The 21,779-nt window shown below is 68.4% G+C and carries 17 protein-coding genes and 1 tRNA gene; 6 read left to right on the top strand and 12 right to left on the bottom strand.

Translation table 11 applies throughout. The features are described from left to right. Window positions 1-403: 403 nt before the first annotated feature. A complete protein-coding gene (locus tag ACIO3O_RS21250) occupies window positions 404-1,858 on the top strand; it encodes a pyridoxal phosphate-dependent decarboxylase family protein (RefSeq protein WP_401748058.1) in 1,455 nt (484 codons plus the stop codon). Further along, on the top strand, window positions 1,855-3,279 hold the full coding sequence (locus tag ACIO3O_RS21245) for a lysine N(6)-hydroxylase/L-ornithine N(5)-oxygenase family protein (protein ID WP_401748056.1): 1,425 nt from the start codon (window positions 1,855-1,857) through the stop codon (window positions 3,277-3,279). The genes ACIO3O_RS21250 and ACIO3O_RS21245 overlap by 4 nt, the downstream gene beginning before the upstream one ends. A gap of 65 nt (window positions 3,280-3,344) precedes the next feature. Here ACIO3O_RS21245 and ACIO3O_RS21240 read toward each other — a convergent pair whose 3' ends face one another. Next, window positions 3,345-5,174 (bottom strand): 5'-nucleotidase C-terminal domain-containing protein, encoded by a 1,830-nt coding sequence (locus tag ACIO3O_RS21240; RefSeq protein ID WP_401748053.1) that lies wholly within the window; start codon window positions 5,172-5,174, stop codon window positions 3,345-3,347. 279 nt (window positions 5,175-5,453) lie between these two features. Here ACIO3O_RS21240 and ACIO3O_RS21235 point away from each other — a divergent pair, with 279 nt between their 5' ends. Together ACIO3O_RS21235 and pyk are read left to right on the top strand one after the other, a co-directional pair. Further along, entirely contained in the window at window positions 5,454-6,158 is a 705-nt protein-coding gene (locus ACIO3O_RS21235) for an SIMPL domain-containing protein (RefSeq protein WP_401748271.1), read from the top strand. Window positions 6,159-6,294: 136 nt separating this feature from the next. Beyond that, window positions 6,295-7,728, top strand: coding sequence for a pyruvate kinase (gene pyk, locus ACIO3O_RS21230; protein ID WP_401748050.1), 1,434 nt, complete (start codon window positions 6,295-6,297; stop codon window positions 7,726-7,728). A 10-nt stretch (window positions 7,729-7,738) separates the two neighbouring features. On the opposite strand, the gene ACIO3O_RS21225 is transcribed toward pyk, so the two are convergent. Both ACIO3O_RS21225 and ACIO3O_RS21220 read right to left on the bottom strand, forming a co-directional pair. Continuing rightward, on the bottom strand, window positions 7,739-8,518 hold the full coding sequence (locus ACIO3O_RS21225) for a helix-turn-helix domain-containing protein (RefSeq protein ID WP_401748047.1): 780 nt from the start codon (window positions 8,516-8,518) through the stop codon (window positions 7,739-7,741). A 109-nt stretch (window positions 8,519-8,627) separates the two neighbouring features. Continuing rightward, window positions 8,628-8,700: transfer RNA gene (locus ACIO3O_RS21220), tRNA-Leu, on the bottom strand. A 100-nt stretch (window positions 8,701-8,800) separates the two neighbouring features. Here ACIO3O_RS21220 and ACIO3O_RS21215 point away from each other — a divergent pair. Beyond that, a complete protein-coding gene (locus ACIO3O_RS21215; protein WP_401748045.1) occupies window positions 8,801-9,460 on the top strand; it encodes an ANTAR domain-containing response regulator in 660 nt (219 codons plus the stop codon). 81 nt (window positions 9,461-9,541) lie between these two features. Here the strand turns inward: ACIO3O_RS21215 and ACIO3O_RS21210 are convergent, their stop codons facing one another. The 7 genes from ACIO3O_RS21210 to ACIO3O_RS21180 all read right to left on the bottom strand — a co-directional run bounded on the left by ACIO3O_RS21210 (window position 9,542) and on the right by ACIO3O_RS21180 (window position 16,761). Beyond that, complete coding sequence (locus ACIO3O_RS21210; protein ID WP_401748043.1) at window positions 9,542-10,258, bottom strand: ABC transporter ATP-binding protein; 717 nt, start codon at window positions 10,256-10,258, stop codon at window positions 9,542-9,544. Beyond that, window positions 10,255-11,160: an ABC transporter ATP-binding protein gene (locus ACIO3O_RS21205; protein WP_401748040.1), complete on the bottom strand. Its 906-nt coding sequence runs from the start codon at window positions 11,158-11,160 to the stop codon at window positions 10,255-10,257. The genes ACIO3O_RS21210 and ACIO3O_RS21205 overlap by 4 nt, the downstream gene beginning before the upstream one ends. 5 nt (window positions 11,161-11,165) lie before the next feature. Further along, a complete protein-coding gene (locus tag ACIO3O_RS21200; RefSeq protein WP_401748037.1) occupies window positions 11,166-13,028 on the bottom strand; it encodes a branched-chain amino acid ABC transporter permease in 1,863 nt (620 codons plus the stop codon). Between the two features lie 5 nt (window positions 13,029-13,033). Then, complete coding sequence (locus ACIO3O_RS21195; protein ID WP_401748035.1) at window positions 13,034-13,966, bottom strand: branched-chain amino acid ABC transporter permease; 933 nt, start codon at window positions 13,964-13,966, stop codon at window positions 13,034-13,036. Between the two features lie 99 nt (window positions 13,967-14,065). Then, on the bottom strand, window positions 14,066-15,301 hold the full coding sequence (locus ACIO3O_RS21190) for a branched-chain amino acid ABC transporter substrate-binding protein (protein ID WP_401748033.1): 1,236 nt from the start codon (window positions 15,299-15,301) through the stop codon (window positions 14,066-14,068). A 307-nt stretch (window positions 15,302-15,608) separates the two neighbouring features. Further along, window positions 15,609-16,256 carry a hypothetical protein gene (locus tag ACIO3O_RS21185; protein WP_401748030.1) on the bottom strand — a complete coding sequence of 216 codons (648 nt, stop codon included), beginning with the start codon at window positions 16,254-16,256 and terminating at the stop codon, window positions 15,609-15,611. Window positions 16,257-16,326: 70 nt separating this feature from the next. Further along, window positions 16,327-16,761, bottom strand: a complete 435-nt coding sequence (locus ACIO3O_RS21180) for a hypothetical protein (RefSeq protein WP_401748027.1) — start codon at window positions 16,759-16,761, stop codon at window positions 16,327-16,329. 240 nt (window positions 16,762-17,001) lie between these two features. Here ACIO3O_RS21180 and ACIO3O_RS21175 point away from each other — a divergent pair, with 240 nt between their 5' ends. Next, the gene (locus tag ACIO3O_RS21175) at window positions 17,002-18,882 is read left to right on the top strand and encodes a Xaa-Pro dipeptidyl-peptidase (protein WP_401748024.1); all 1,881 of its coding nucleotides are present in this window, start codon (window positions 17,002-17,004) and stop codon (window positions 18,880-18,882) included. On the opposite strand, the gene ACIO3O_RS21170 is transcribed toward ACIO3O_RS21175, so the two are convergent. Then, window positions 18,872-19,345, bottom strand: coding sequence for a PaaI family thioesterase (locus ACIO3O_RS21170; protein WP_401748022.1), 474 nt, complete (start codon window positions 19,343-19,345; stop codon window positions 18,872-18,874). The two genes, ACIO3O_RS21175 and ACIO3O_RS21170, sit on opposite strands and share 11 nt — an antisense overlap. Before the next feature lie 65 nt (window positions 19,346-19,410). Continuing rightward, entirely contained in the window at window positions 19,411-21,690 is a 2,280-nt protein-coding gene (locus ACIO3O_RS21165; RefSeq protein ID WP_401748019.1) for an FdhF/YdeP family oxidoreductase, read from the bottom strand. Window positions 21,691-21,779: the final 89 nt, after the last annotated feature.

Below are 21,779 nucleotides of genomic sequence, written 5' to 3'. Positions count from 1 at the left end.
GCCCCGCAGGGTTACGGGAAGGGGCGGGTAGGGGAGAAACCCGCCCCGGCACCGGGTGCCGCCCCGACCGAGCCCCCGCGCAGCACCCCACCAAGCCCCCGGGCACCGCCCCACCCCGGGCCCCGCGCAGCACCCCACCCGGGCACCGGGTTCCGACCCGCCTCGGGCCCCGCGCAGCACCCCACCCGGGCACCGGTTGCCAACCCGCCCCCACCCCACCCCCCCCCGGGAACTCCGCACGCCCCCCACCCCCCTATACCAGCGCCCCCACCCCCAACCCCCCTCCCCACCACCCCCGTACCACTTTCGAGTTGCGCTCGTTGTCCACTCCGGACACCCACCCCCATCCCTGTACACCCTGGTGTGCCCGCACCCCGCACCACACCACCCCCGAAGGACCCGCATGAGCGCGCCGCCGTCGGCACACCCCCCGGCACACCCCCCGGTACAAAGCCCCACCCACACCCCCCTCGCCGGCGGCCCCACCGGCCCCCCCGCCCTGCGCCCCCTCCTCGGCACCGTCCTCACCGCCCTCACCACCGGCGCCTCCGACCGCCCCGGGCCCCTCCCCGCCGGCGGCCCCGCCCGCACCACCGCCCAGCTCAACAAGGCCGCCCAGCCCCTCTTCCCCGACACCGGCACCGGGCCCCACGAAGCGCTGCGCACCCTCGTGCACGCCCTCGCCGCAGGCGCCGCCGACCCCGCCCACCCCCACTGCGCCGCCCACCTGCACTGCCCACCCCTCGCCGTGGCCGTCGCCGCCGACCTCGCCGCCTCCGCGCTCAACCCCTCCATGGACTCCTGGGACCAGGCCCCCGCCGCCTCCGCCCTGGAAGAAGCCCTCACCCGCACCCTCGCCGCCGAGGTCTTCCCCCAAGCCCCCCACCCCGACACCCTCATCACCACCGGCGGCACCGAGTCCAACCAACTCGCCCTCCTCCTCGCCCGCGAAAAACACGGCGGCCCCGTCCAACTCGTCGTCGGCGCCAACGCCCACCACTCCCTGACCCGCGCCGCCTGGCTCCTCGGCCTCCCCGAACCCGTCGTCGTACCCGCCCCCAACGGCACCCTCGACCTCGCCGCACTCGACGAAGCCCTCACCCACCTCCACCACCCCCTCCTCGTCGCCGCCACCGCAGGCACCACCGACACCGGGCAGATCGACCCCCTCCCCGACATCGCCGACCTCTGCCAACAGCACGACGCCGACCTCCACATCGACGCCGCCTACGGCGGACCCCTCCTCCTCAGCCCCGCCCACCGCCACCTCCTGCACGGCCTCGACCGCGCCCACACCATCACCCTCGACCTGCACAAACTCGGCTGGCAACCCGTCGCCGCCGGCATCCTCGCCGTAGCCGACTCCACCGCCCTGCGCCCCCTCGCCCACCAGGCCGACTACCTCAACGCCGACGACGACACCGACGCCGGAATCCCCGACCTCCTCGGCCGCTCCCTGCGCACCACCCGACGACCCGACGCCCTCAAGATCGCCGTCACCCTCAAGTCCCTCGGCCGCGACGGCTTCGCCGAACTCCTCGAACGCACCCTCGCCGCCGCCCGCCTCCTCGCCGACCGCATCGAGAAACACCCCGGCCTGGAGCTCTACGACCGCCCCACCCTCACCACCGTCCTCTTCCGCCCCACCGACGCCACCGACGACGACGTCGCCCACCTGCGCCGCACCCTCCTCACCGAAGGCCGCGCCGTCCTCGGCCGCACCCACGCAGCAGGCCGCCTCTGGCTCAAAGCCACCCTCCTCAACCCCCACACCACCCCGGAAGACCTGGACGCCCTGCTCGACCTCACCTGCACCCACCACACCCCCGCCCACCCCGAAAGGCCCCACCACCGATGACCGCCGACCAGCCCCCGCAGGCCCCCCAGCCCCCTCAGCCCGACCAGCCCCACGACCTCGTCGGCATCGGCATCGGCCCCTTCAACCTCTCCCTCGCCGCCCTCGCCGACGGCATCCACGGAGGCCTGAAGACCGCCTTCTACGAACAGCGCCCCACCTTCCACTGGCACCCCGGCCTCCTCATCGAAGGCGCCACCCTCCAAGTCCCCTTCCTCGCCGACCTCGTCACCCTCGCCGACCCCTCCAGCCCCTGGACCTTCCTCAACTACCTCCGCGACCGCGAACGCCTCTTCCCCTTCTACTTCGCCGAGCGCTTCCACATCCAACGCACCGAATACGACGCCTACTGCCGCTGGGTCAGCGAAAGCCTCACCGGCCTCCACTTCGGCCACCAGGTCGACGCCGTCCGCTGGAACCCCGAACGCACCGCCTTCGAAGTCGACTACACCCAACTCGACACCGACGGCGAAGCCGAAGCCCTCGGCCGCACCTACACCCGCAACCTCGTCCTCGGCGTCGGCACCGCCCCCTTCGTCCCCGAACCCCTCAAACCCCTCGCCGAAGCCCCCGGCGTCCCCGTCCTGCACTCCGCCGACTACCTCCCCAACCGCGAACGCCTCATCAACGCCGAACACGTCACCGTCATCGGCAGCGGCCAATCCGGCGCCGAAGTCTTCCTCGACCTGCTGCGCGCCCGCCCCGTCGGCCGCGAAAAACTCACCTGGCTCGCCCGCACCGAAGCCATCGCCCCCATGGAATATTCCAAACTGGGGCTGGAGCACTTCACACCCGACTACACCCGCTACTTCCACGCCCTCCCCGAAGGCGTACGCGACGAACTCCTGCCCCGCCAATGGCAGTTGCACAAGGGCATCGACGCCGACACCATCGCCGCCATCCACGACGAGCTCTACCGCCGCACCCAGAACGGCGGCTGGCCCGACGTCACCATCACCCCCGGCGTCCACGTCCGCACCGCAGGCCGCGTCGCCACCACCAAGGTCGAACTCCACCTCGAACACAACCAGCAGGGCGCCCGCTCCCGCCTCACCACCGACGCCGTCGTCCTCGCCACCGGCTACCGCGAACGCCCCGTCGACCGCATCCTCGCCGCCCTCGACCCCTACATGAAGCGCGACAAGTCCCAACGCGCCCGCGTCGACGAACACCAACGCCTCGTCCTCGACCCCGTCGTCTCCGGCAACGTCTACGTCCAGAACGCCGAACGCCACACCCACGGCGTCGGCGCCCCCGACCTCGGCCTCGCCGCCTGGCGCAGCGCCGTCATCCTCAACCACCTCACCGGCACCGACGCCTACCCCCTCCCCGCCCGCACCGCCTTCACCACCTTCGGCCTCAACACCCCCGCCCGCCCCATGCTCCCCAGCCAGCGCGAAGGCCTCGTCAAGCTCAAGGTCTGACGGTACGAAAAGGGGCCGCGCCCTCCTTCGAAGGAGGGCGCGGCCCCATCACGTACAGCAAAAACCTAGAACACCGGCGTACCGTCCCGCGTCAGCTTCCAGTCCACCGAAGCGAACGACGTCGGATCCACCGTCCCCTTCGCCTTCACCCACGTGATGATCGTGTTCCGGATCTCCTCCGAATTCGCCCACAGCTGCTTCGCCGACGCGATGTGCGGGAACGCACCACCACCGCTCGCCCGGTAGTTGTTCACCGCGAACACGAACTCGGCCTTCTCGTCCAGCGGCTTCCCCCCGAACGACAGCTTCACGATCCGCGAACCCTTCGGCTTCGCGATGTCGATCTCGTACGTCAGACCCGACACGACGTCGTAGTTGTAGTCCGGGGTGTTCTCGGCGTTCGTCAGCTTCGCCGTGTCCACCGGACCACCCGCAGGCGTCTGCACGTAGTACTTCGCCGAATACTCCAGGTACTCCTTGATCTGCGCACCCGTCAACAGCCGCGCCTCCAGCGTGTTCTCGAACGGGTACAGACCCGCCGCATCCTTGATCGTGATCTGCCCGGCCGGGACCGACGCCGTACGCGAGAAACAGGACGCCTGCGAGAGCACCGGCAGCGCCGCGTACTGCCCGCCCGCCAGAGCCGCCTTCACCGTCTCCACCTGCACCAGGTTGATCAGGTCGATCAGCGGCTCGTCCTTCCACGCCGCCTCCGCCGTCGTCATCGCCGCCGTCGACGTGCCGATCACCTGGTTGACGTACGCGACGACCTTCTTGTGCTCGTCACTGAGCATCCCGGTGATCCGCGGGTCCTCGGCGACAGTGTTCGAGTTCAGGACGCTCGCCTGCACCTTCTCCACCGCCCAGCCGCCCTTGCCCCACACCAGCTGGAAATCGAACCGGGTCAGCCGCTGACCCCACTTCAGAGGCTCCGACAGGACGACCTTCTTGCCGGTCTTCTTGTTCTCGACGAAATACTCCGGGATCTCCGTGTGCGCGTGCCCGACCAGGATCGCGTCGATGCCCGGGACCTGCTCCGCCACCAGACCGGCCGCGTTCTCCACGTACGGAAGCTGGTCACCGTACGACGACGTGCCCGACGAACCCGAGTGCGCCGAGACGATCACCACGTCGGCACCCATCGACCGCAGCTTCGGCACCCACTTCGCCGCCTGCTCCTCCAGCCCCGGGAACACCATCTTCCCCTGCACGTTCTGCTTGTCCCAGATCGCGATGCCCGGGTTGGTGAGACCGAGCACGGCCACCTTCACATCACGGCCGTGCGGCGTGCGCAGACGGTGCATGCTGTACGGACGGAACGCGGGCCGCAACGTCTTCGCATCCAGCGCATTCGCACCCAGCAGCGGGAAATCGCACTGCTCCTCGAACTTCCGCAGCACCGGAATTCCGTAATTGAATTCGTGATTGCCGAGCGCCGCCGCGTCATAGCCGATCTTGTTCATCGCCTGCGCCATCGGATGCACCGGACCGCGCTTCGCCGTGATCGGGTCGACCTTGGCGTAGTAGTACGACAACTGGGTGCCCTGAATCGTGTCGCCCGCGTCGATCAGCAGCGTATTGCGGCGGCCCTTCTCCTGGCGCACCGCATTCACCAGCGTCGAGATCTTCGCCAGACCCACGTCGTTGTGCGCCTTGTCGTCGAACTCCTTGTCCGTGAAGTAGTCCCAGTTGAAGACATTGCCGTGCAGGTCCGTCGTCCCCATCACGGTGAAGGAGTACCGCTTCGGCGGCCGGCCCGGACCCTGACCGCCGTGCCCATGACCGCCATGACCGTGCCCGGCGGCCTCCGCGGACCCCGCGACACCGCCCGCCAGCGCCACACCGGCACCCGTCGCAGCGGCCTGCCCCAGAAACTTCCGCCGATTCAGCGGCATTTGAACTCCTTCGTCCACACAGCGATCCCTGCGCTGCCCATGCACAACGCGCGTAGATTCTGACCCACACCCGCCCAACGCGACACCCCTGACAGGTTTCGATCCGGTGACTCCCCGATGTCACACCCGGATGCCACAGTGGACCTACGCCACCGACCCGTGCGCGCACACCGACCGACCACGCGTGCACGCACGACCACCGCGTACGCCACCGACCGGCGCGTGCACGACGAGTACGCCGCCGACCTGCACGCGTACGCCAACCCAGGGAGCCCCCGCATGACCACCGGCATCCCCACCGCCACCGCCCCCTACGGCACCCCCGACGCACCCCGCGTCGCCGTCCGCGGCGAAGCCCGCCTCGAAGTCGACCCCGACCTCGCCCGCATCGGCATCACCGTCAGCGCCCGAGGCACCGACCGCCGCGCCGCCCTCGACGACCTCACCCGCCGCAACGCCGCCGTCCTCGACCTCATCAAGACCTACGGCGACGCCGTCGAAAAACTCGAAACCGGCTCCTTCTCCATCAACCCCGAACTCGCCCGCAAGGGCCGCGGCGAACACGTCCGCGCCTACCACGGCCGCGTCCACGTCACCGCCGAACTCGCCGACTTCACCGCCCTCGGCGAACTCACCACCCGCCTCTCCGACCTCGAACTCACCCGCGTCGACGGCCCCTGGTGGAAACTCCGCCCCACCTCACCCGTCTACGCCCAGGCCCGCACCCAGGCCGTCCACGAAGCCGTCGCCCGCGCCCGCGCCTACGCCGAAGCCCTCGGCACCCACCTCGTCGCCCTCCTCGAACTCGCCGACGACGGCAGCGAAAGCTCCCCGATGGACATGGCCGTCGGCTACGGCGGCGGCCCCCTCATGCGCTCCGCCGTCGCCGCCGAATCCGCCCCCGCCCTCGACCTCGAACCCCAGCGCCAGACCGTCTACGCCCACGTCAACGCCCGCTTCACCATGGCCCCGCCGCAACTCTGAACACGAACACGGGAATTGCTCATCAGAGCACCCCCGCGCACAATTCAACACTTGTCAATAACCTTTCATGCAAAGGTTGTTGAGTAGTCACGCAACGCCAATTACCTACCCGCCGGTAAGCCCTAGGCTCGGAGGTATGCGCCGAGCAAAGATCGTCTGTACCCTGGGCCCCGCCACCGACACATACGACCAGATCAAGGCCTTGGTCGAAGCCGGAATGGACATCGCCCGCTTCAACCTCAGCCACGGCACCTACGCCGAACACGAGGAGCGTTACCAGCACGTACGGAAAGCGTCCGACGAAACCGGCCGCAGCGTCGGCATCCTCGCCGACCTTCAAGGCCCGAAGATCCGCCTCGGACGCTTCCGCGAAGGCCCCGTACTCCTTGAACGCGGCGACGAGTTCACCATCACCGTCGAACCCATGGAAGGCGACCGCCACACCTGCGGCACCACCTACGACGGCCTCAACACCGACGTCACCACCGGCGAACGCATCCTCGTCGACGACGGCAAGGTCACCCTCGAAGTCACCTCGGTCGACGGACCCCGCGTCCACACCAAGGTCATCGAAGGCGGCATGGTCTCCGACCACAAGGGCCTCAACCTCCCCGGCGTCGCGGTGTCCGTCCCCGCCCTCTCCGAGAAGGACATCGAAGACCTCCGCTGGGCCCTCAACATCGGAGCGGACATCATCGCCCTCTCCTTCGTCCGCAGCGGCCGCGACATCGAAGACGTCCACCGCGTCATGCGCGAGGAGGGCCGGAAGGTACCCGTCATCGCCAAGGTCGAAAAGCCCCAGGCCGTCGACAACATCGACGACATCGTCGCCGCCTTCGACGGCATCATGGTGGCCCGGGGCGACCTCGGCGTCGAGATGCCCCTCGAACAGGTCCCGATCGTCCAGAAGCGCGCCATCAAGCTGGCCAAGCGCAACGCGAAGCCGGTCATCGTCGCCACCCAGATGCTCGACTCCATGATCGAGAACTCCCGCCCCACCCGCGCCGAGGCCTCCGACGTCGCCAACGCGGTCATCGACGGCACGGACGCGGTGATGCTCTCGGGCGAGACCAGCGTCGGCAAGTACCCCATCGAGACCGTCCGCACGATGTCCCGCATCGTGGAGGCAGCGGAAGAAGACATCCTCGCCAAGGGACTCCCTGCGTTGACGGAGCGGAACAAGCCCCGCACCCAGGGCGGTGCGGTCGCCCGCGCGGCGGCGGAAATGGGCGACTTCCTCGGCGCTAAATTCCTCGTCGCCTTCACCCAGTCCGGCGACACGGTCAAGCGCCTCTCCCGCTACCGCTCGCCCATCCCGCTCCTGGCCTTCACGCCGGAACCCTCCACCCGCTCCCAGCTGAACCTCACCTGGGGCGTGGAGACCTTCCTCGGCCCGAAGGTGGACTCGACGGACGAGATGGTGGCCCAGGTGGACGAGCAGCTGTTGCGGATCGGCCGCTGCCAGAAGGGCGACGTGGTGGTCATCACGGCGGGCTCCCCGCCCGGCGTCCCCGGCTCGACCAACCTCGTCCGCATCCACCACATCGGCGAGGACGACAGCCCCAAGTAGGGCTTGCTGGCTAGTATTTGGGCCCGACGTGGGCGTCCATCAGAGCGACGGACGCCCGTCGGGCCACGGAGATGTTGTATCGATTGCCGTGCCGGGTGCAGTCCTTCCACTCGATCCCGAGCTTGTCGAGTGTGTCGGTGTAAAGCCGAAGGATGTCGCTGGAAACGTTGGTGAACATGTAGCGCGGGTACTCGTACCGCTTCCGCTCACCGCCTACAAGGCGGGTAGTCCAGTTGATGTTCCGGCAGCCGTCGGAGTGGATGAGGCCACGGATGAAGGGCCAGGGGTGCTCATCGACGATGTCCTGTTGCCACTCTTCGAGGGCGATGAGGCGCTCGTGCTTCTTGCCGGGGCCGTGCTGGGGGAACATGCAAGTCCAATGGACGGTGTATGACTTGACCTCGACGCAGCCCTGCTTCTGACGGCGACCTGCACCATGGAGTGGCATCACGGCGAGGATGGCCGCTTCAGCCGCCTCGATCAGGCCGGGCCACGCGTCACCGCAGTAGATGGACAGGTGGCGCTGGCGAGGCTTCGAGACGATGTGACCGTCGCCGAGATAGAGGCCAAGGAGGTACGAGTACGCCTCGCGGTCGAAGGTGCGACCCGTGCACATGGGGCAATCGGTGGGTTGCTCGTAGAGTTCGCCACGCTTCTTGCGGTCCTCGGACCTCCACCAACCGACCGTCCCGCGTGGGACATTGAGCCGTTCGGCTACGACTTGATTGCTGACGCCTCGGCGCATAAGTGCGACCGCTTCTTCGCGGATCGAAGGGCTGTGCTGCTCCATGCCGGGAGCGTTGCGTGTCATCGATCACATGGAAGAGGCATCGAAGATCTGTTCACCGGGAAGAGTGAAGATCGCCAATTCGATTGCGACCTTGGAATCGAAGGTAAAGTGCCCTGGGTGGGATTCGAACCCACGCTGTCGGTGGTTTGAGCACCGTGTCTCTTCCGCTGGACTACCAGGGCTGGCTTCACTTCAAAGGTTAGCGGAGACCCGCTGTGTCTCAAACATACAGGAGATAGGTACGCTCGTGGGAGCTGTATCTGCCCTGGATCAAGGAGCCCCGTGACCACCCCCGAGTCGCCCCAGCCGCCCGTCGCCGACGACGACAAGTCGCACGTTCCGCCGCTGACGACCCGCGTCGTCATCGCCGAGGACGAAGCCCTCATCCGGCTCGACCTCAAGGAGATGCTGGAGGAAGAGGGCTACTCGGTCGTCGGCGAGGCCGGAGACGGCGCGACCGCCGTCGAGCTGGCCCGGGAGCACAAGCCGGACCTGGTGATCCTGGACGTGAAGATGCCCGTGCTGGACGGCATCTCCGCAGCGGAGAAGATCGCCGCCGAGTCCATCGCCCCGGTCCTCATGCTCACCGCGTTCTCGCAGCGCGACCTGGTCGAGCGGGCGCGGGACGCCGGGGCCATGGCGTACCTCGTGAAGCCGTTCAGCAAGAGTGACGTCGTTCCGGCGATCGAGATGGCCGTGTCCCGGTTCGCGGAGCTGAAGACGCTGGAGAACGAGGTCGCGGACCTCACCCTGCGCCTGGAGACGCGGAAGCTGGTGGACCGGGCGAAGTCGATCCTCCAGACCCAGTACGGGCTGACGGAGCCCGCCGCGTTCCGGTGGATTCAGAAGACGTCGATGGACCGTCGGCTGTCCATGCAGCAGGTTGCTGAGGCGGTCATCGAGGACGCCGAGGAGAAGAAGCAGGCGGCCAAGGAGCAGTAGGCGGGCCGCAGGGGTACGTGAAGGGGCCCGCCCCGCACTGTGACAGTGCGGGGCGGGCCCGTTTTCGTACACGAAGGGTGATCAGTCCTCGCCGAGGTACGCCTTGCGGACGCTCTCGTCGTGGAGGAGGTGTTCGCCCGTCCCGGAGAGGACGATCTTGCCGATCTCCATGACGTGGCCCTGGTCGGCGAGGGAGAGCGCCGCCTGGGCGTTCTGCTCGACGAGGAGGATCGTCGTGCCGCTGGCGCGGAGCTCGACGATGGTCTCCATGATCTTCTGCATCATGATCGGGGAGAGGCCCATGGAGGGTTCGTCGAGCATGAGCAGCTTGGGCTGGGACATGAGGGCGCGGCCCATGGCGAGCATCTGTTGTTCGCCGCCGGAGAGGGTGCCTGCGGCCTGCTTGCGACGTTCGCCCAGGATGGGGAAGAGGTCGTAGGCGCGCTGGATGTCCTTTTCGATGCCTGCCTTGTCGGTGCGGAGGAACGCGCCGAGCTGGAGGTTTTCGGTGATGGTGAGCCGGGGGAAGATGTGGCGTCCCTCGGGGGAGTGGGCGAGGCCCATGGCGACGATCTTGTGTGCGGGGATGCCGTCGAGGGGTTTGCCGTCGAAGCGGATGCTGCCGCCGGAGGGCTTGAGGAGGCCGGAGAGGGTGCGCAGGGTGGTGGTCTTGCCGGCGCCGTTGGTGCCGATGAGGGTGACGACCTGGCCTTCTTCGACCTGGAAGGAGATGCCCTTGACGGCTTCGATCTTGCCGTAGGCGACGCGGAGGTCCTCGACCTCCAGGAGGGCGGTCACGGGGTGTCTCCTTCGGTGCGGTCCGTGCGGGTGGTGCTGGCCGCTTCGGCCTGGGCTTCGGCGGCTTCGACTTCGGCGGCTTCTTCGGCGCCGGGGGCGCCTTCGAAGGGGGTGCCGAGGTAGGCGGCGATGACGCGTTCGTCGCCCTGGACGACCTCGGCGGTGCCCTCGACGAGTTTTTCGCCCTGGACGAGGCAGGCGACGCGGTCGGAGAGGTTGAAGATGAAGCGCATGTCGTGCTCGATGACGAGGACGGCGATGCCCATGTCGCGGATGGCGAAGACGAGTTCTTCGGTGGCCCGGGTTTCTTGGGGGTTCATGCCGGCGGTGGGCTCGTCGAGGAGGAGCAGGCCGGGGTCGCTGGCGAGGGCGCGGGCGATTTCCAGCTTGCGTTGTTCGCCGTAGGGGAGGTTGCGGGCGAGGTGGTCGGCTTTGTTTTCGAGGCCGATGAACGCCAGGAGTTCCATGGCGCGGTCGTGTGATTCCTTTTCGGCTTTCTTGAAGCCGGGGCCGCGCAGGAGGGCTGACCAGAGGCCTTCTTTGGTGCGGGTGTGGCGGCCGACGAGGACGTTTTCCAGGACGGTCATGTTGGCGAAGAGCCGGATGTTCTGGAAGGTGCGGGCGATGCCTGCCTGGGTGACGAGGTGGGGTTTGGGCGGCAGGACGGTGCCCTTGTAGGTGACGGTGCCCTCGGTGGGGACGTAGAGGCCGGTGAGGCAGTTGAAGAAGGTGGTTTTTCCGGCGCCGTTGGGGCCGATGAGTCCGACGATCTCGCCTGCGTTGACGGTGAGGTTGACGTTGCGTACGGCGGTGAGGCCGCCGAAGCGCATGGTGACGCCGCTGGCGTCGAGGACGGTCTGGCCGGTGGCCGCGGTGTCGGTGGTGGCTGTGGGAGTTGCCATGGTGTTCACGCCCCCGCCTTCGTGATGCCGACGCCGGTGCCGACGGTGGGTTGGTCGGGTACGTCGAGTTGGTCGGTTTCGTGGTATTCGAGCTGGGCGCGCCGGTTGGCGATGAGGCCTTCGGGGCGGAAGCGCATCAGCACGATGAGGGCCAGGCCGAAGCCGAGGAGTTGGTATTCGGCGAGGAATTGCAGCTTGGCCGGGATGAGGTAGAGGAGTGATGCGCCGAGGAGGGGTCCGGTGATGGTGCCCATGCCGCCGAGGATGACTGCCGCGAGGAGGAATGCGGAGTTGGGTGGTACGGGTCCGGCGAACTGGTAGGTCTCGGGGACGACGGTGGTGGTGACGTGGGCCTGGACGGAGCCGGCGAGGCCTGCGAGGGCTGCGCCGAGTGCGAAGGCGATGAGTTTGACGCGGAAGCCGTTGATGCCCATGGCGGTGGCGGCGGTTTCGTCTTCGCGGATGGCGACCCAGGCGCGGCCGATGCGGGAGTTTCCGGCTCGGCGGAAGACGAGGACGACGATGACGGTGGCGATGAGCATCAGCAGGAAGTAGTTGGTGAACTTGCTGATTTCGATGCCGAAGAGGGTGTGGGTTTCGCCGAAGTTGTAGCCGAAGATTTTGATCGGCGGGACGTTGGCGACGCCGTTGGGGCCGTTGGTGACGCGGGGTCCGGTCTGGCCGTCGAGGTTGTTGACGGTGAGGCGGAAGATTTCGCCGAAGCCGAGGGTGACGATGGCGAGGTAGTCGCCGCGCAGGCGCAGGGTGGGGGCGCCGATGAGGACGCCGAAGATGAGGGAGACGAGGGCTCCGAGGAGCGCTGCTGCCCAGAAGGGGAATTCGATCTTGAAGACGGAGGAGGTGGCTCCGGAGACGAGGGCGGCGGTGTAGGCGCCGACGCCGAGGAAGGCGACGTATCCGAGGTCGAGGAGGCCTGCGAGGCCGACGACGATGTTCAGGCCCAGGGCGACGGTGGCGAAGATGAGGATGTTGACGCCGATGAGCGTGAAGGTGTCGGTGCTCTGGGTGAAGGGGAAGGCGACGGCGGTGGCGATGGCGCCGGCCATGGTGACGCCGCGGTGTTTGTAGGTGAGTTCGGTGAGGCGGGAGAGGAGTCCGGCCTTGCCGAGGGCGGCTGCGGCGAAGACGAGGGTGATCAGGAAGCCGATGAAGAGTTCGGAGTCTTCGGCGTCGACGCCGTAGGCGATGATGCCGAGTCCGGCGGCGAAGACCGCGATGATGATGAGGATTTCGGCCCAGGAGGGGAGTTCCTTGGGTCGCTTGGGCTTGCGGGTGACGGTGCCGAGGCGGATGTACCGGGCGAGTGCGTAGAGGACGACGCCGAGTACGACGGTGAGGAAGTAGTTCCACTTCGGCAGTGAGGCCTGGGTCTTGCGGTCGAGCGGTAGGCCGAGGGTGCCGACGAAGGCGGCGAGGGAGGCCAGGAGGGCGAGGAAGCCGCCGGGGTCGAGGTGGTTGACGCCGCCGAGTTGGACGGCGATGGCGATGCCGGTGAACCAGGCGGTGGCCATGGTGCCGAGGGCCAGGAGGGCGACGGCGTTGTTGCTGCCGGAGGGGTTGAGCCAGCCGAGTCCGCGCAGGCCGTAGCCGGTCATGGCGTACAGGAGGGTGAGGAGTCCGCCGACGAGGACGACGGTTTGCAGGCCGGCGGGGCTGCCGTAGTAGGTGAGGTCTCCGGGGAACTCGTCGGTGTAGGTCCAGGCGAGGAAGGTGGAGACGACGGTGAGGACGGCGCCTGCGGCGGTGAGGTGTCGTGCGGCGGTGGTGGGCAGGGGGATGACGGGGGTGACTTCGGTGGTCGCCGTCGCCTGCGTTTCCGCGGTGTTCTTGGTGAGGTCTGTGGTCATGGTGGTCACGCCCTGTCCGCTACGCGTTCGCCCAGCAGGCCCTGGGGTCGGAAGAGGAGGACGAGGATGAGGAGGGCGAAGGCCCAGACGTCCTTCCAGCTGCCGCCGCCGAATGTGCTCATGCCGGGGATGTCGGCGATGTAGGCGGTGGCGAGGGATTCGGCGACGCCGAGGACGAGGCCGCCGACCATGGCTCCGTAGATGTTGCCGATGCCGCCGAGGACGGCTGCGGTGAAGGCTTTGAGGCCGAGGATGAAGCCCATGTTGAAGGTGAGCTGGCCCTTGCTGAGGCCGTCGGCGGTGGCGGCGACGGCGGCGAAGGCGGCGCCGATCGCGAAGGCCATCACGATGATGCGGTCGGTGTTGATGCCCATGAGCTTCGCGGTGTCGCGGTCCTGGGAGGTGGCCTGCATGGCGCGTCCGCTGCGGCTCTTGGAGACGAAGAGGCCGAGGATGAACATGCAGACGGGGGCCGCGATGAAGACGAAGAGGTCGGCGCGGTCGATGGCGAGGCCGTCGAAGATCTTGAAGGAGGGTCCGGTGAACTCGGGGAAGTTCACGGCCGCCTTGGCGCCGGGGAAGAAGCCCCAGACGAGTTGCTGGAGGACGATCGAGAGGCCGATCGCGGTGATGAGGGGTGCGAGTCGCGGTGCGCCGCGCAGGGGTCGGTATGCGAAGCGTTCCGCGGCTGTGGCGACAGCCACGGAGACTATGGCTCCGCCTATGAGCATGAGGGGCAGGGCCACCACGAGAGATGTCCCGTCAGGGAGTATCTGGTACGTGATGAGGGCGCCGAAGCCCCCGACCATGAAGATCTCGCCATGGGCGAAGTTGATGAGCTGGACGATGCCGTAGACCATGGTGTACCCGATGGCGATGAGGCCATAAAGGGCACCGAGGGCAAGGCCGTCGACCAGCTGTTGCGGCAGTTCGTGCACCGCAGGGCCTCCGATGAGCGTGTCGGATATGACACCGCGCGAGGGCGCTGTTTGCGTCCTCGCGCGGTCTGTTCGGTCAGTGCGGGGAGTGCTGGTGGGTCAGTCGTTGAACGTGTCGCTCTTGATGGAGGCCCAGGCGCCGTTCTTGACGCCGTAGACCGTGAGCTGCTTGTTCGTGGTGTCGCCGTATTCGTCGAAGGAGACCTTGCCGGTCACGCCTTCGAAGGAGACCTTGGACATGGCTTCGACGACCTTGGCGCGGGCGTCGTCGGGGAGCTTGCCGTTGTTGGCCTGCACGACTGTTTTGACGGCCTGGATGATGGACCAGGCGGCGTCGTAGGAGTAGCCGCCGTAGGCCGCGTAGGGGTCCTTGTAGCCGCCGGCCTTGTAGTTGGCGATGAAGGCCTTGGCGGTGGTGAGCTGTTCGACGGGGTAGCCGACGGAGGTGGCGAGGTCGCCGTCGTTGGCCTGGGCGGAGGCCTTGATGAAGGCGGGGTCGTAGATGCCGTCGCCGCCCATGAGGGGGATGTTGGCTCCGGCCTTCTTGATCTGGTCGGAGAGGAGTCCGCCTTCGGGGTACTGGCCGCCGAAGAAGACGGAGTCGGCGCCGGAGGACTTGACCTTGTTGGCGGTGGTGGAGAAGTCCTTCTCGTCCTTGGTGACGTGGTCGGTGTCGGCGACGGTGCCGCCGAGCCGCTTGAATTCCGCGGAGAAGATGGAGGCGAGGCCGACGCCGTAGGTCTGCTTGTCGTCGACGACGAAGACCTTCTTCTTCTTGGCGTCGTTGAAGAGGTACTGGGCGGCGAATTTGCCCTGGATGACGTCGGTGGTGGCGGTGCGGAAGTACGTCTTGAAGGTGCGCTTCTTCTCGCCCTTGCCCCAGTTGTCGCCCTGGCTGAGCGAGGGGTTGGTGTTGGCGGGGGAGACCTGGACGAGGTTGCCGGACTCGAAGACGCCCTGCATGGACTGGGCGACGCCGGAGTTGAGGGGGCCGACGGCGCCGAGGACGTCCTTGTTGCCGACGAGCTTGGTGGCGTTGGCCTGGCCGGAGGCCGGGATCGCCTGGTCGTCGAGGGCTTCGATCTTGAACTCGACGCCGGGGACTTCCTTGTTCTTGTTGGCCGTCTTGGCCGCGAGGTCCACGGAGTTCTTGATGCCCTGGCCGAGGGCGGAGAGGGAGCCGGTGAGCGGCGCGTCGACACCGATGATCACGGTGGTCGTCTTGCCCGATCCGCTGCCACCGCTCTTGCCGTCGTCACGCGAGGAGCAGGCGGTGAGGGTGAGTGCTCCGGTGGTGAGCACGGTGGTGAGTATGAGCAAGGAACGGTGTCGCACGGTGAATCCTTTCCCTGGCGCGGCCTCCTCAGCTGAGGTGCCGTGGCGCTGGCCGGGCCGAACTGGGGCGTGGTGATGGGGCATTGGAAAGACTGTTCTTGCCAGGTGCTGGCAGTCGCTTGCAGTCGTGCCCGACGGCGCGGTGACTGGCCGTGACTCTAAGCGCAGGTGAAGGACTCGGGGAGCAGGTAGCGGCAGGATGTGACTGTCTTGTTATGCCGTGGCGAGAGCTTGGTGCCCAAGTGGGGGCAGAACGGTCTTTTGGTCGCGGTGGCTGTTTCTCGCATGGTGAGAACTGGCAGTTCCGCTAAGGGGCTTGGGGTGATCTTGGTACTGACCGGGGGCAGAGCAAAGTGAGTGCCTGTTCCAGGTATTCGGCGTATGCGGTGCCGAAGGCGTAGCCGATGCGTTGCTCCGCCCGGCCGTTACTCACCGTGATGTCGAAGAGGGGGTGGGAGGCGTTTCGTGGCACGCGGTCACAGCTCTGGACGGTGATGCGCAGGACGGTCCTGTGGTCCTGCCCCGGACGCACGGTGAGCGGCGGCGAGGGGTTCGCGTGGAGGGTGAAGCCGGTGTAGGGCGGGCGGATGTTCTCGATGACGAGCGGCTTGTCGGGGGCCCCGTCGTCGAGGTGGAACCTGATCCGGAAGGCGAAGCTCCGGCTCCGGGTGTCGACGGGGCCGGCCGGTCCCTGGTAGTCGATCCGGGTGATGAGCCCGGGTACGGGAATGACCTCGGGTTCCCGGGAGGGCGGCTGTCCGAGCGCGACGACGAGGGCGAGCAGCGCGCCGGCCGCGAGGGCGGTGCGGCGCAGGGCGCGGTGCCAGGGGCGCTCCCGGTCGCCCGCGGTGTGGACGAGCGTCTCGTACGGTCGGACGTGGCCCGGGGCGGGGGGTGGGGTGAACCAGGGGCTGTCCTCGCCGCCGCCGGGCTCCACCGGGCCGATGCCGCTCATGGTGTGTGCCGGGTGGGGGTGCGGGTGTCCTTGGCGGCGGGGGTGCGATTGCCGGTGTCGCCGGTGCCGTTCATCGGGGCGGGCGCCAGGTGGGTGTCACCTGTTCGGTGGGGTCGCGCCAGTTCTCGGAGCTGCCCGTGGCGCCCTTGGTCTGCTCGCACTTCTGGCGGACCCTGCGGTCGGCCAGGCGTTCGGCGGCGGCGGTGCCGTTCTTCTTCTGCTCGGCGCGGGCCTCGGTGAGGACGGCTTCGTGGAGTTCGTACTGCTCGTTGGACAGGCCCTTCTGCTCCCAGTCGATGCCGGCCCACTTGTTGCCCCTGAGGGCCTCCTTGACCCAGTACCCGACGAGGGAGGTGCAGAGGTCGGCGGGGGTCTGGGCGGTCGGGGACGCGGTGGGGGCGGGGGAGTTGGTGGTGCGTGCCTCGGGTGTGTCCGGGGTGCTGCACGCGGAGGCGCAGACGAGTGCGGCGAGGGTGCTCGCGGCCCGGTTTCGGTGAAGGTGCATGCGACCTGAACTCACCTGTCCAGGCTAGGTGTTGGGGGAATTCCCGGCTACGGGGCGGACGGGGGCGGGGAGTTGGTGCTGTCTGTCGTGTGGCCCTCTGGTGCGGGAGGGGTGGGGGCGGTGGAATGTGCGGTGCGCTTCGCGCGTGACCGCACGTTCCCCGCAGCCCTGGAGGCCGGCACGATGGCGAGACCGACCGGAAGACGTACCAACTCCCTTCGTACGGTACGGAAATGGGGTATGGCGGCCCTTGCCGCGTCCCTCCTGACCGCGTTGCCCACCCCGGCCGCCGCGCAGGACCCCGAGCCCGCGCCGAAGGCCGCGAACGGTCTGAGGATCGTGAACAACGAGACGCAGCCGGTGTTCTCCCGTGCCGACGCCGTCTACCAGCAGGTCGACGTGGAGGCCGAGACCGACAGCGACCGTGACGGCAGGCGGGACACGATCCGGATGCGGATCCTGCGCCCCAAGGAGACGGACGCCGGGCTGAAGGTCGCCACGATCATCGAGGCCAGCCCGTACTGGGGCGGCGGCCCGGACGTCCCCTTCCACAACGTGGACCTGGACGGCGACGGACTGCCGCTGGGCAAGCGGCTGGGGGAGTCCCGGCAGCCGTCCCTGGCGGCGGCGGCCCCGGTGACGTACGGCGGCTACTACGACAACTACTACCTGCCGCGCGGTTACGCGGTCGCCGAGGTCGACAACGTCGGCTCCGGCAAGGCGACCGGCTGCTCGACCTCCGGCGGGCGCAACGAGACCCTCGGCGCGAAGGCCGCCGTCGACTGGCTGGCCGGGCGGGCCAAGGGCTGGGACGTGGACGGGAAGCCGGTGAAGGCGACCTGGTCGACGGGCAATTCGGCGATGATGGGAATCTCGTACAACGGCACCCTGCCCACCGCCGTGGCGACGACCGGGGTGAAGGGCCTCAAGGCGATCGTGCCGATCTCGGGCATCTCGTCCTGGTACGACTACTACCGGGCGAACGGCGGGGTCGTCGCGCCGGGCGGCTATCAGGGCGAGGACACCGACATCCTCGCCAAGGGCGTCAACAGCCGCAGCAATCCGGAGGTGTGCGCCGCGGTCCATGACGAGCTGACCGCCCGGCAGGACCGGGAGACGGGCGACTACGGGCCGTTCTGGAAGGAGCGGGACTACCTGAGGGACGTCGGGAAGATCAAGGCCGGTGTCTTCGTCGTGCACGGCTTCAACGACTGGAACGTCAAGACCAAGAACTCCGTGCAGCTGTGGGAAGCGCTGAAGAAGCACGGTGTGCCGCGCAAGATGTGGCTGCACCAGGGCGGGCACAGCAACCCGATGCCGATGCGCATGGAGGAGTGGCTGCGGCAGACCCACCAGTGGTTCGACTACTGGCTGTACGGGTTGAAGAACGGCGCTCTGGACGAGCCGAAGGTGGACGTGGAGCAGGCCGACTTCACCTGGAAGCGGCAGTCGGAGTGGCCGGCGCGCGGCACCCGGGAGCAGACGCTGCGGCTGAACGCGGGCGGGAAGCTGTCCTCGTGGCCGGGGCTGCCGGTCAAGGAGTCGCTGACGGACGCGGGGCGCACGGTGAGGGCCGAGCAGCTGGTGGCGGCGCCCGAGGGGAAGAACCCGAACCGTCTCGCGTACACGACGGACGCGCTGACGAAGGACCTGCGGGTCAACGGGGTGCCGGAGCTGTCGGTGGTGGCGTCGCTGAAGGGCACGTCGCCGTATGTGACGGCGCTGCTGGTGGACTACGGCACGGACACCCGGGCGACGTCGGGCATGGTCGCGGACACCTCGCAGCCGCCGGTCTGCTACGGGCAGGGCGTTCCGGGGGACACGGGGTGCACGTACCGGACCAGGCACCGTACGGAGAGCGCCGACTTCAAGATCGTCTCGCGGGGCTGGCTGGACGTCCGCAACCGGAACTCCCTCTCCCGTCAGGACAAGGTCGTGGAGGGCCGGGAGTACGCGCTGAGGTGGGGGATGCAGCCGCAGGAGTACGTCTTCAAGAAGGGGCACCGCCTGGGTGTGGTGCTGGTGTCGACGGACTTCGACCACACGCTGCGTTACCCGGCCGGGACGACGATGTCGGTCCGGGCCGGGTTGAGCAGTGTGACGCTGCCTCTCAGCCCGTGACCGCGCCCGGGTCGATCTCGCGGAGCATGCAGGTCAGGCGGGCCGTGCAGACCCGCTTGTCGTCCTCGTCGGTGATGACGATCTCGTAGGTCGCCGTGGAGCGTCCGCGGTGGACGGGGGTGGCCGTGCCGGTCACCCGTCCGCTGCGGGCGCTGCGGTGGTGGGTGCAGTTGAGGTCGACGCCGACGGCGAGCTTCTTGCTGCCGCCGTGCAGCATGGCGCCGACCGAGCCGAGGGTCTCGGCGAGGACGGCGGAGGCGCCGCCGTGCAGCAGCCCGTACGGCTGGGTGTTGCCCTCGACGGGCATGGTGCCGACGACGCGGTCCGCGGAGGCCTCGACGATCTCGACGCCCATGCGGGTGCCGAGGTGTCCGGCGGAGAACATCGAGACCAGGTCGACGCCGAGTGCGGCGTACTCGTCGACGACTTCCTGCGGGAACTTCGCGGTGGACTGCTCGCCCATGGGCCAGGCTCCGTTCGAGGTGCGGGGATGTGCGTGACCGGGTGGTCCGGTGGCTAAGCGAACGCTCAGACGGTCGGTGATTGTTCCAGACGTACTACTACGGACTTGCTGGCGGGGGTGTTGCTGGTGTCCGCGGTGGCGTCCAGCGGCACCAGGACGTTCGTCTCCGGGTAGTAGGCGGCGGCGCAGCCGCGGGCGGTCGGGTAGTGCACGACGCGGAAGCCGGGTGCGCGCCGTTCGACGCCGTCCTTCCACTCGCTGATCAGGTCGGTGTACGAGCCGTCCGCGAGCCCGAGTGCCGCCGCGTCCTCGGGGTTGACCAGGACGACGCGGCGGCCGTCCTTGATGCCCCGGTAGCGGTCGTCGAGGCCGTAGATGGTGGTGTTGTACTGGTCGTGGGAGCGCAGGGTCTGCAACAGCAGCCGCCCCTGGGGGAGTTCGGGGTACTCGACGGGGGCGGCGGTGAAGTTGGCCTTGCCGGTGGTGGTCGGGAAGCGGCGTGCGTCGCGGGGGCCGTGGGGGAGGGTGAAGCCGCCGGGCCGGGCGACGCGGGAGTTGAAGTCCTCGAAGCCGGGGACGACGCGGGAGATCCGGTCGCGGATCGTGGCGTAGTCCTGCTCGAACTCCTCCCAGGGCGTGGCCGACTTGGTGCCGAGGGCGGCGCGGGCCATGCGGGCGACGATGGCGGGCTCGGAGAGCAGGTGCTTGCTCGCGGGCGGCAGGTTGCCGCGCGAGGCGTGCACCATGCTCATCGAGTCCTCGACGGTGACGAACTGCTTGCCGCTCTTCTGTACGTCCTTGTCGGTGCGGCCGAGGGTGGGCAGGATCAGCGCGCGGGTGCCGGTGACGACGTGCGAGCGGTTGAGCTTGGTCGACACGTGCACGGTGAGGCGGGCCCGGCGCATGGCGGCCTCGGTGACGAAGGTGTCGGGGGTGGCGGCCACGAAGTTGCCGCCCATCGCGAAGAAGACCTTGGCGTCGCCGTCGCGCAGCGCCTGGATGGCGCGGACCACGTCGTACCCGTGGTGGCGGGGCGAGGTGATGCCGAATTCCTTGTCGAGGGCGTCGAGGAAGGCGGGCGCGGGCCGCTCGAAGATGCCCATGGTGCGGTCGCCCTGGACGTTGGAGTGGCCGCGCACCGGGCAGACTCCGGCGCCGGTGCGGCCGATGTTGCCGCGCAGCAGCAGGAAGTTGACGACTTCGCGGATGGTGGGCACGGAGTGCTTGTGCTGGGTGAGGCCCATCGCCCAGCAGACGATGGTGCTCCGCGACTCCAGGACCATGCGCAGGGCGGCCTCGATGTCGGCGCGGTCCAGGCCGGTCGCGGTGAGCGTCTCGTCCCAGTCGGCGGCCTGCGCGGCGGCGGCGAACTCCTCGTACCCGTGGGTGTGTTCGCGGACGAACAGCTCGTCGACGGCGCCCGGGGTGTCGAGGATCAGCTTGTTGAGGAGGCGGAAGAGGGCCTGGTCGCCGCCGAGGCGGATCTGGAGGAAGAGGTCGGTGAGGGAGGTGCCCTTGAGCATGCCCTGCGGGGTCTGCGGGTTCTTGAAGCGCTCCAGGCCGGCCTCGGGCAGCGGATTCACCGAGATGATCTTCGCGCCCGCGTGCTTGGCCTTCTCCAGGGCGGTCAGCATGCGCGGGTGGTTGGTGCCCGGGTTCTGCCCGGCGACGATGATCAGCTTGGCCTTGTGCAGGTCGTCGAGGGAGACGCTGCCCTTGCCGATGCCGATGGTCTCCGTGAGCGCGGAGCCGGAGGACTCGTGGCACATGTTGGAACAGTCGGGCAGGTTGTTCGTGCCGAACTCGCGGGCGAAGAGCTGGAGCAGGAACGCCGCCTCGTTGCTGGTGCGGCCCGAGGTGTAGAAGACGGCCTCGTCGGGGGAGGAGAGCGCCTTCAGCTCCGTGCCGATCAGCTCGAAGGCACGCTCCCAGGTGACCGGTACGTACGTGTCCGAGCCCTCGTCCAGGAACATCGGCTCGGTGATGCGGCCCTGCTGCCCGAGCCAGTACCCGCTGCGCCCGGTGAGGTCGGAGACCGGATGGGCGGCGAAGAAGGCGGGGGTGACGCGGCGGACGGTGGCCTCCTCGGCGACCGCCTTCGCGCCGTTCTCGCAGAACTCCGCCGTGTGCCGCTTGTCCTCCTCCGGCCAGGCGCAGCCGGGGCAGTCGAAGCCGTCCTTCTGGTTGACCTTCAGCAGGGTGCGGGCGGTGCGCACCGTGCCCATCTGCTGGTGGGCCATGGCGAGGGTGTGCGCGATGGCGGGCAGCCCGGCGGCGGCGTGCTGGGGGGCCGCGACCTGCGGTGCGTCCTGGACCGGGTCCCCTACGGGCGGCTTGGCTGCCATGGCGCTCCCCTTCGAGCGGTGGATCTTCGTACCGGAGTCTGACCTCTTCGATCCTGTCACGGACCACTGACAGTGAGTACGTCAGGGGA

Origin of the sequence: Streptomyces sp. NPDC087440, assembly GCF_044744005.1 — a bacterium.
GTDB lineage: Bacteria > Actinomycetota > Actinomycetes > Streptomycetales > Streptomycetaceae > Streptomyces.
The sequence above is the reverse complement of the archived record's forward strand: the minus strand, read 5'-3'. Positions and strand labels throughout refer to the sequence as shown.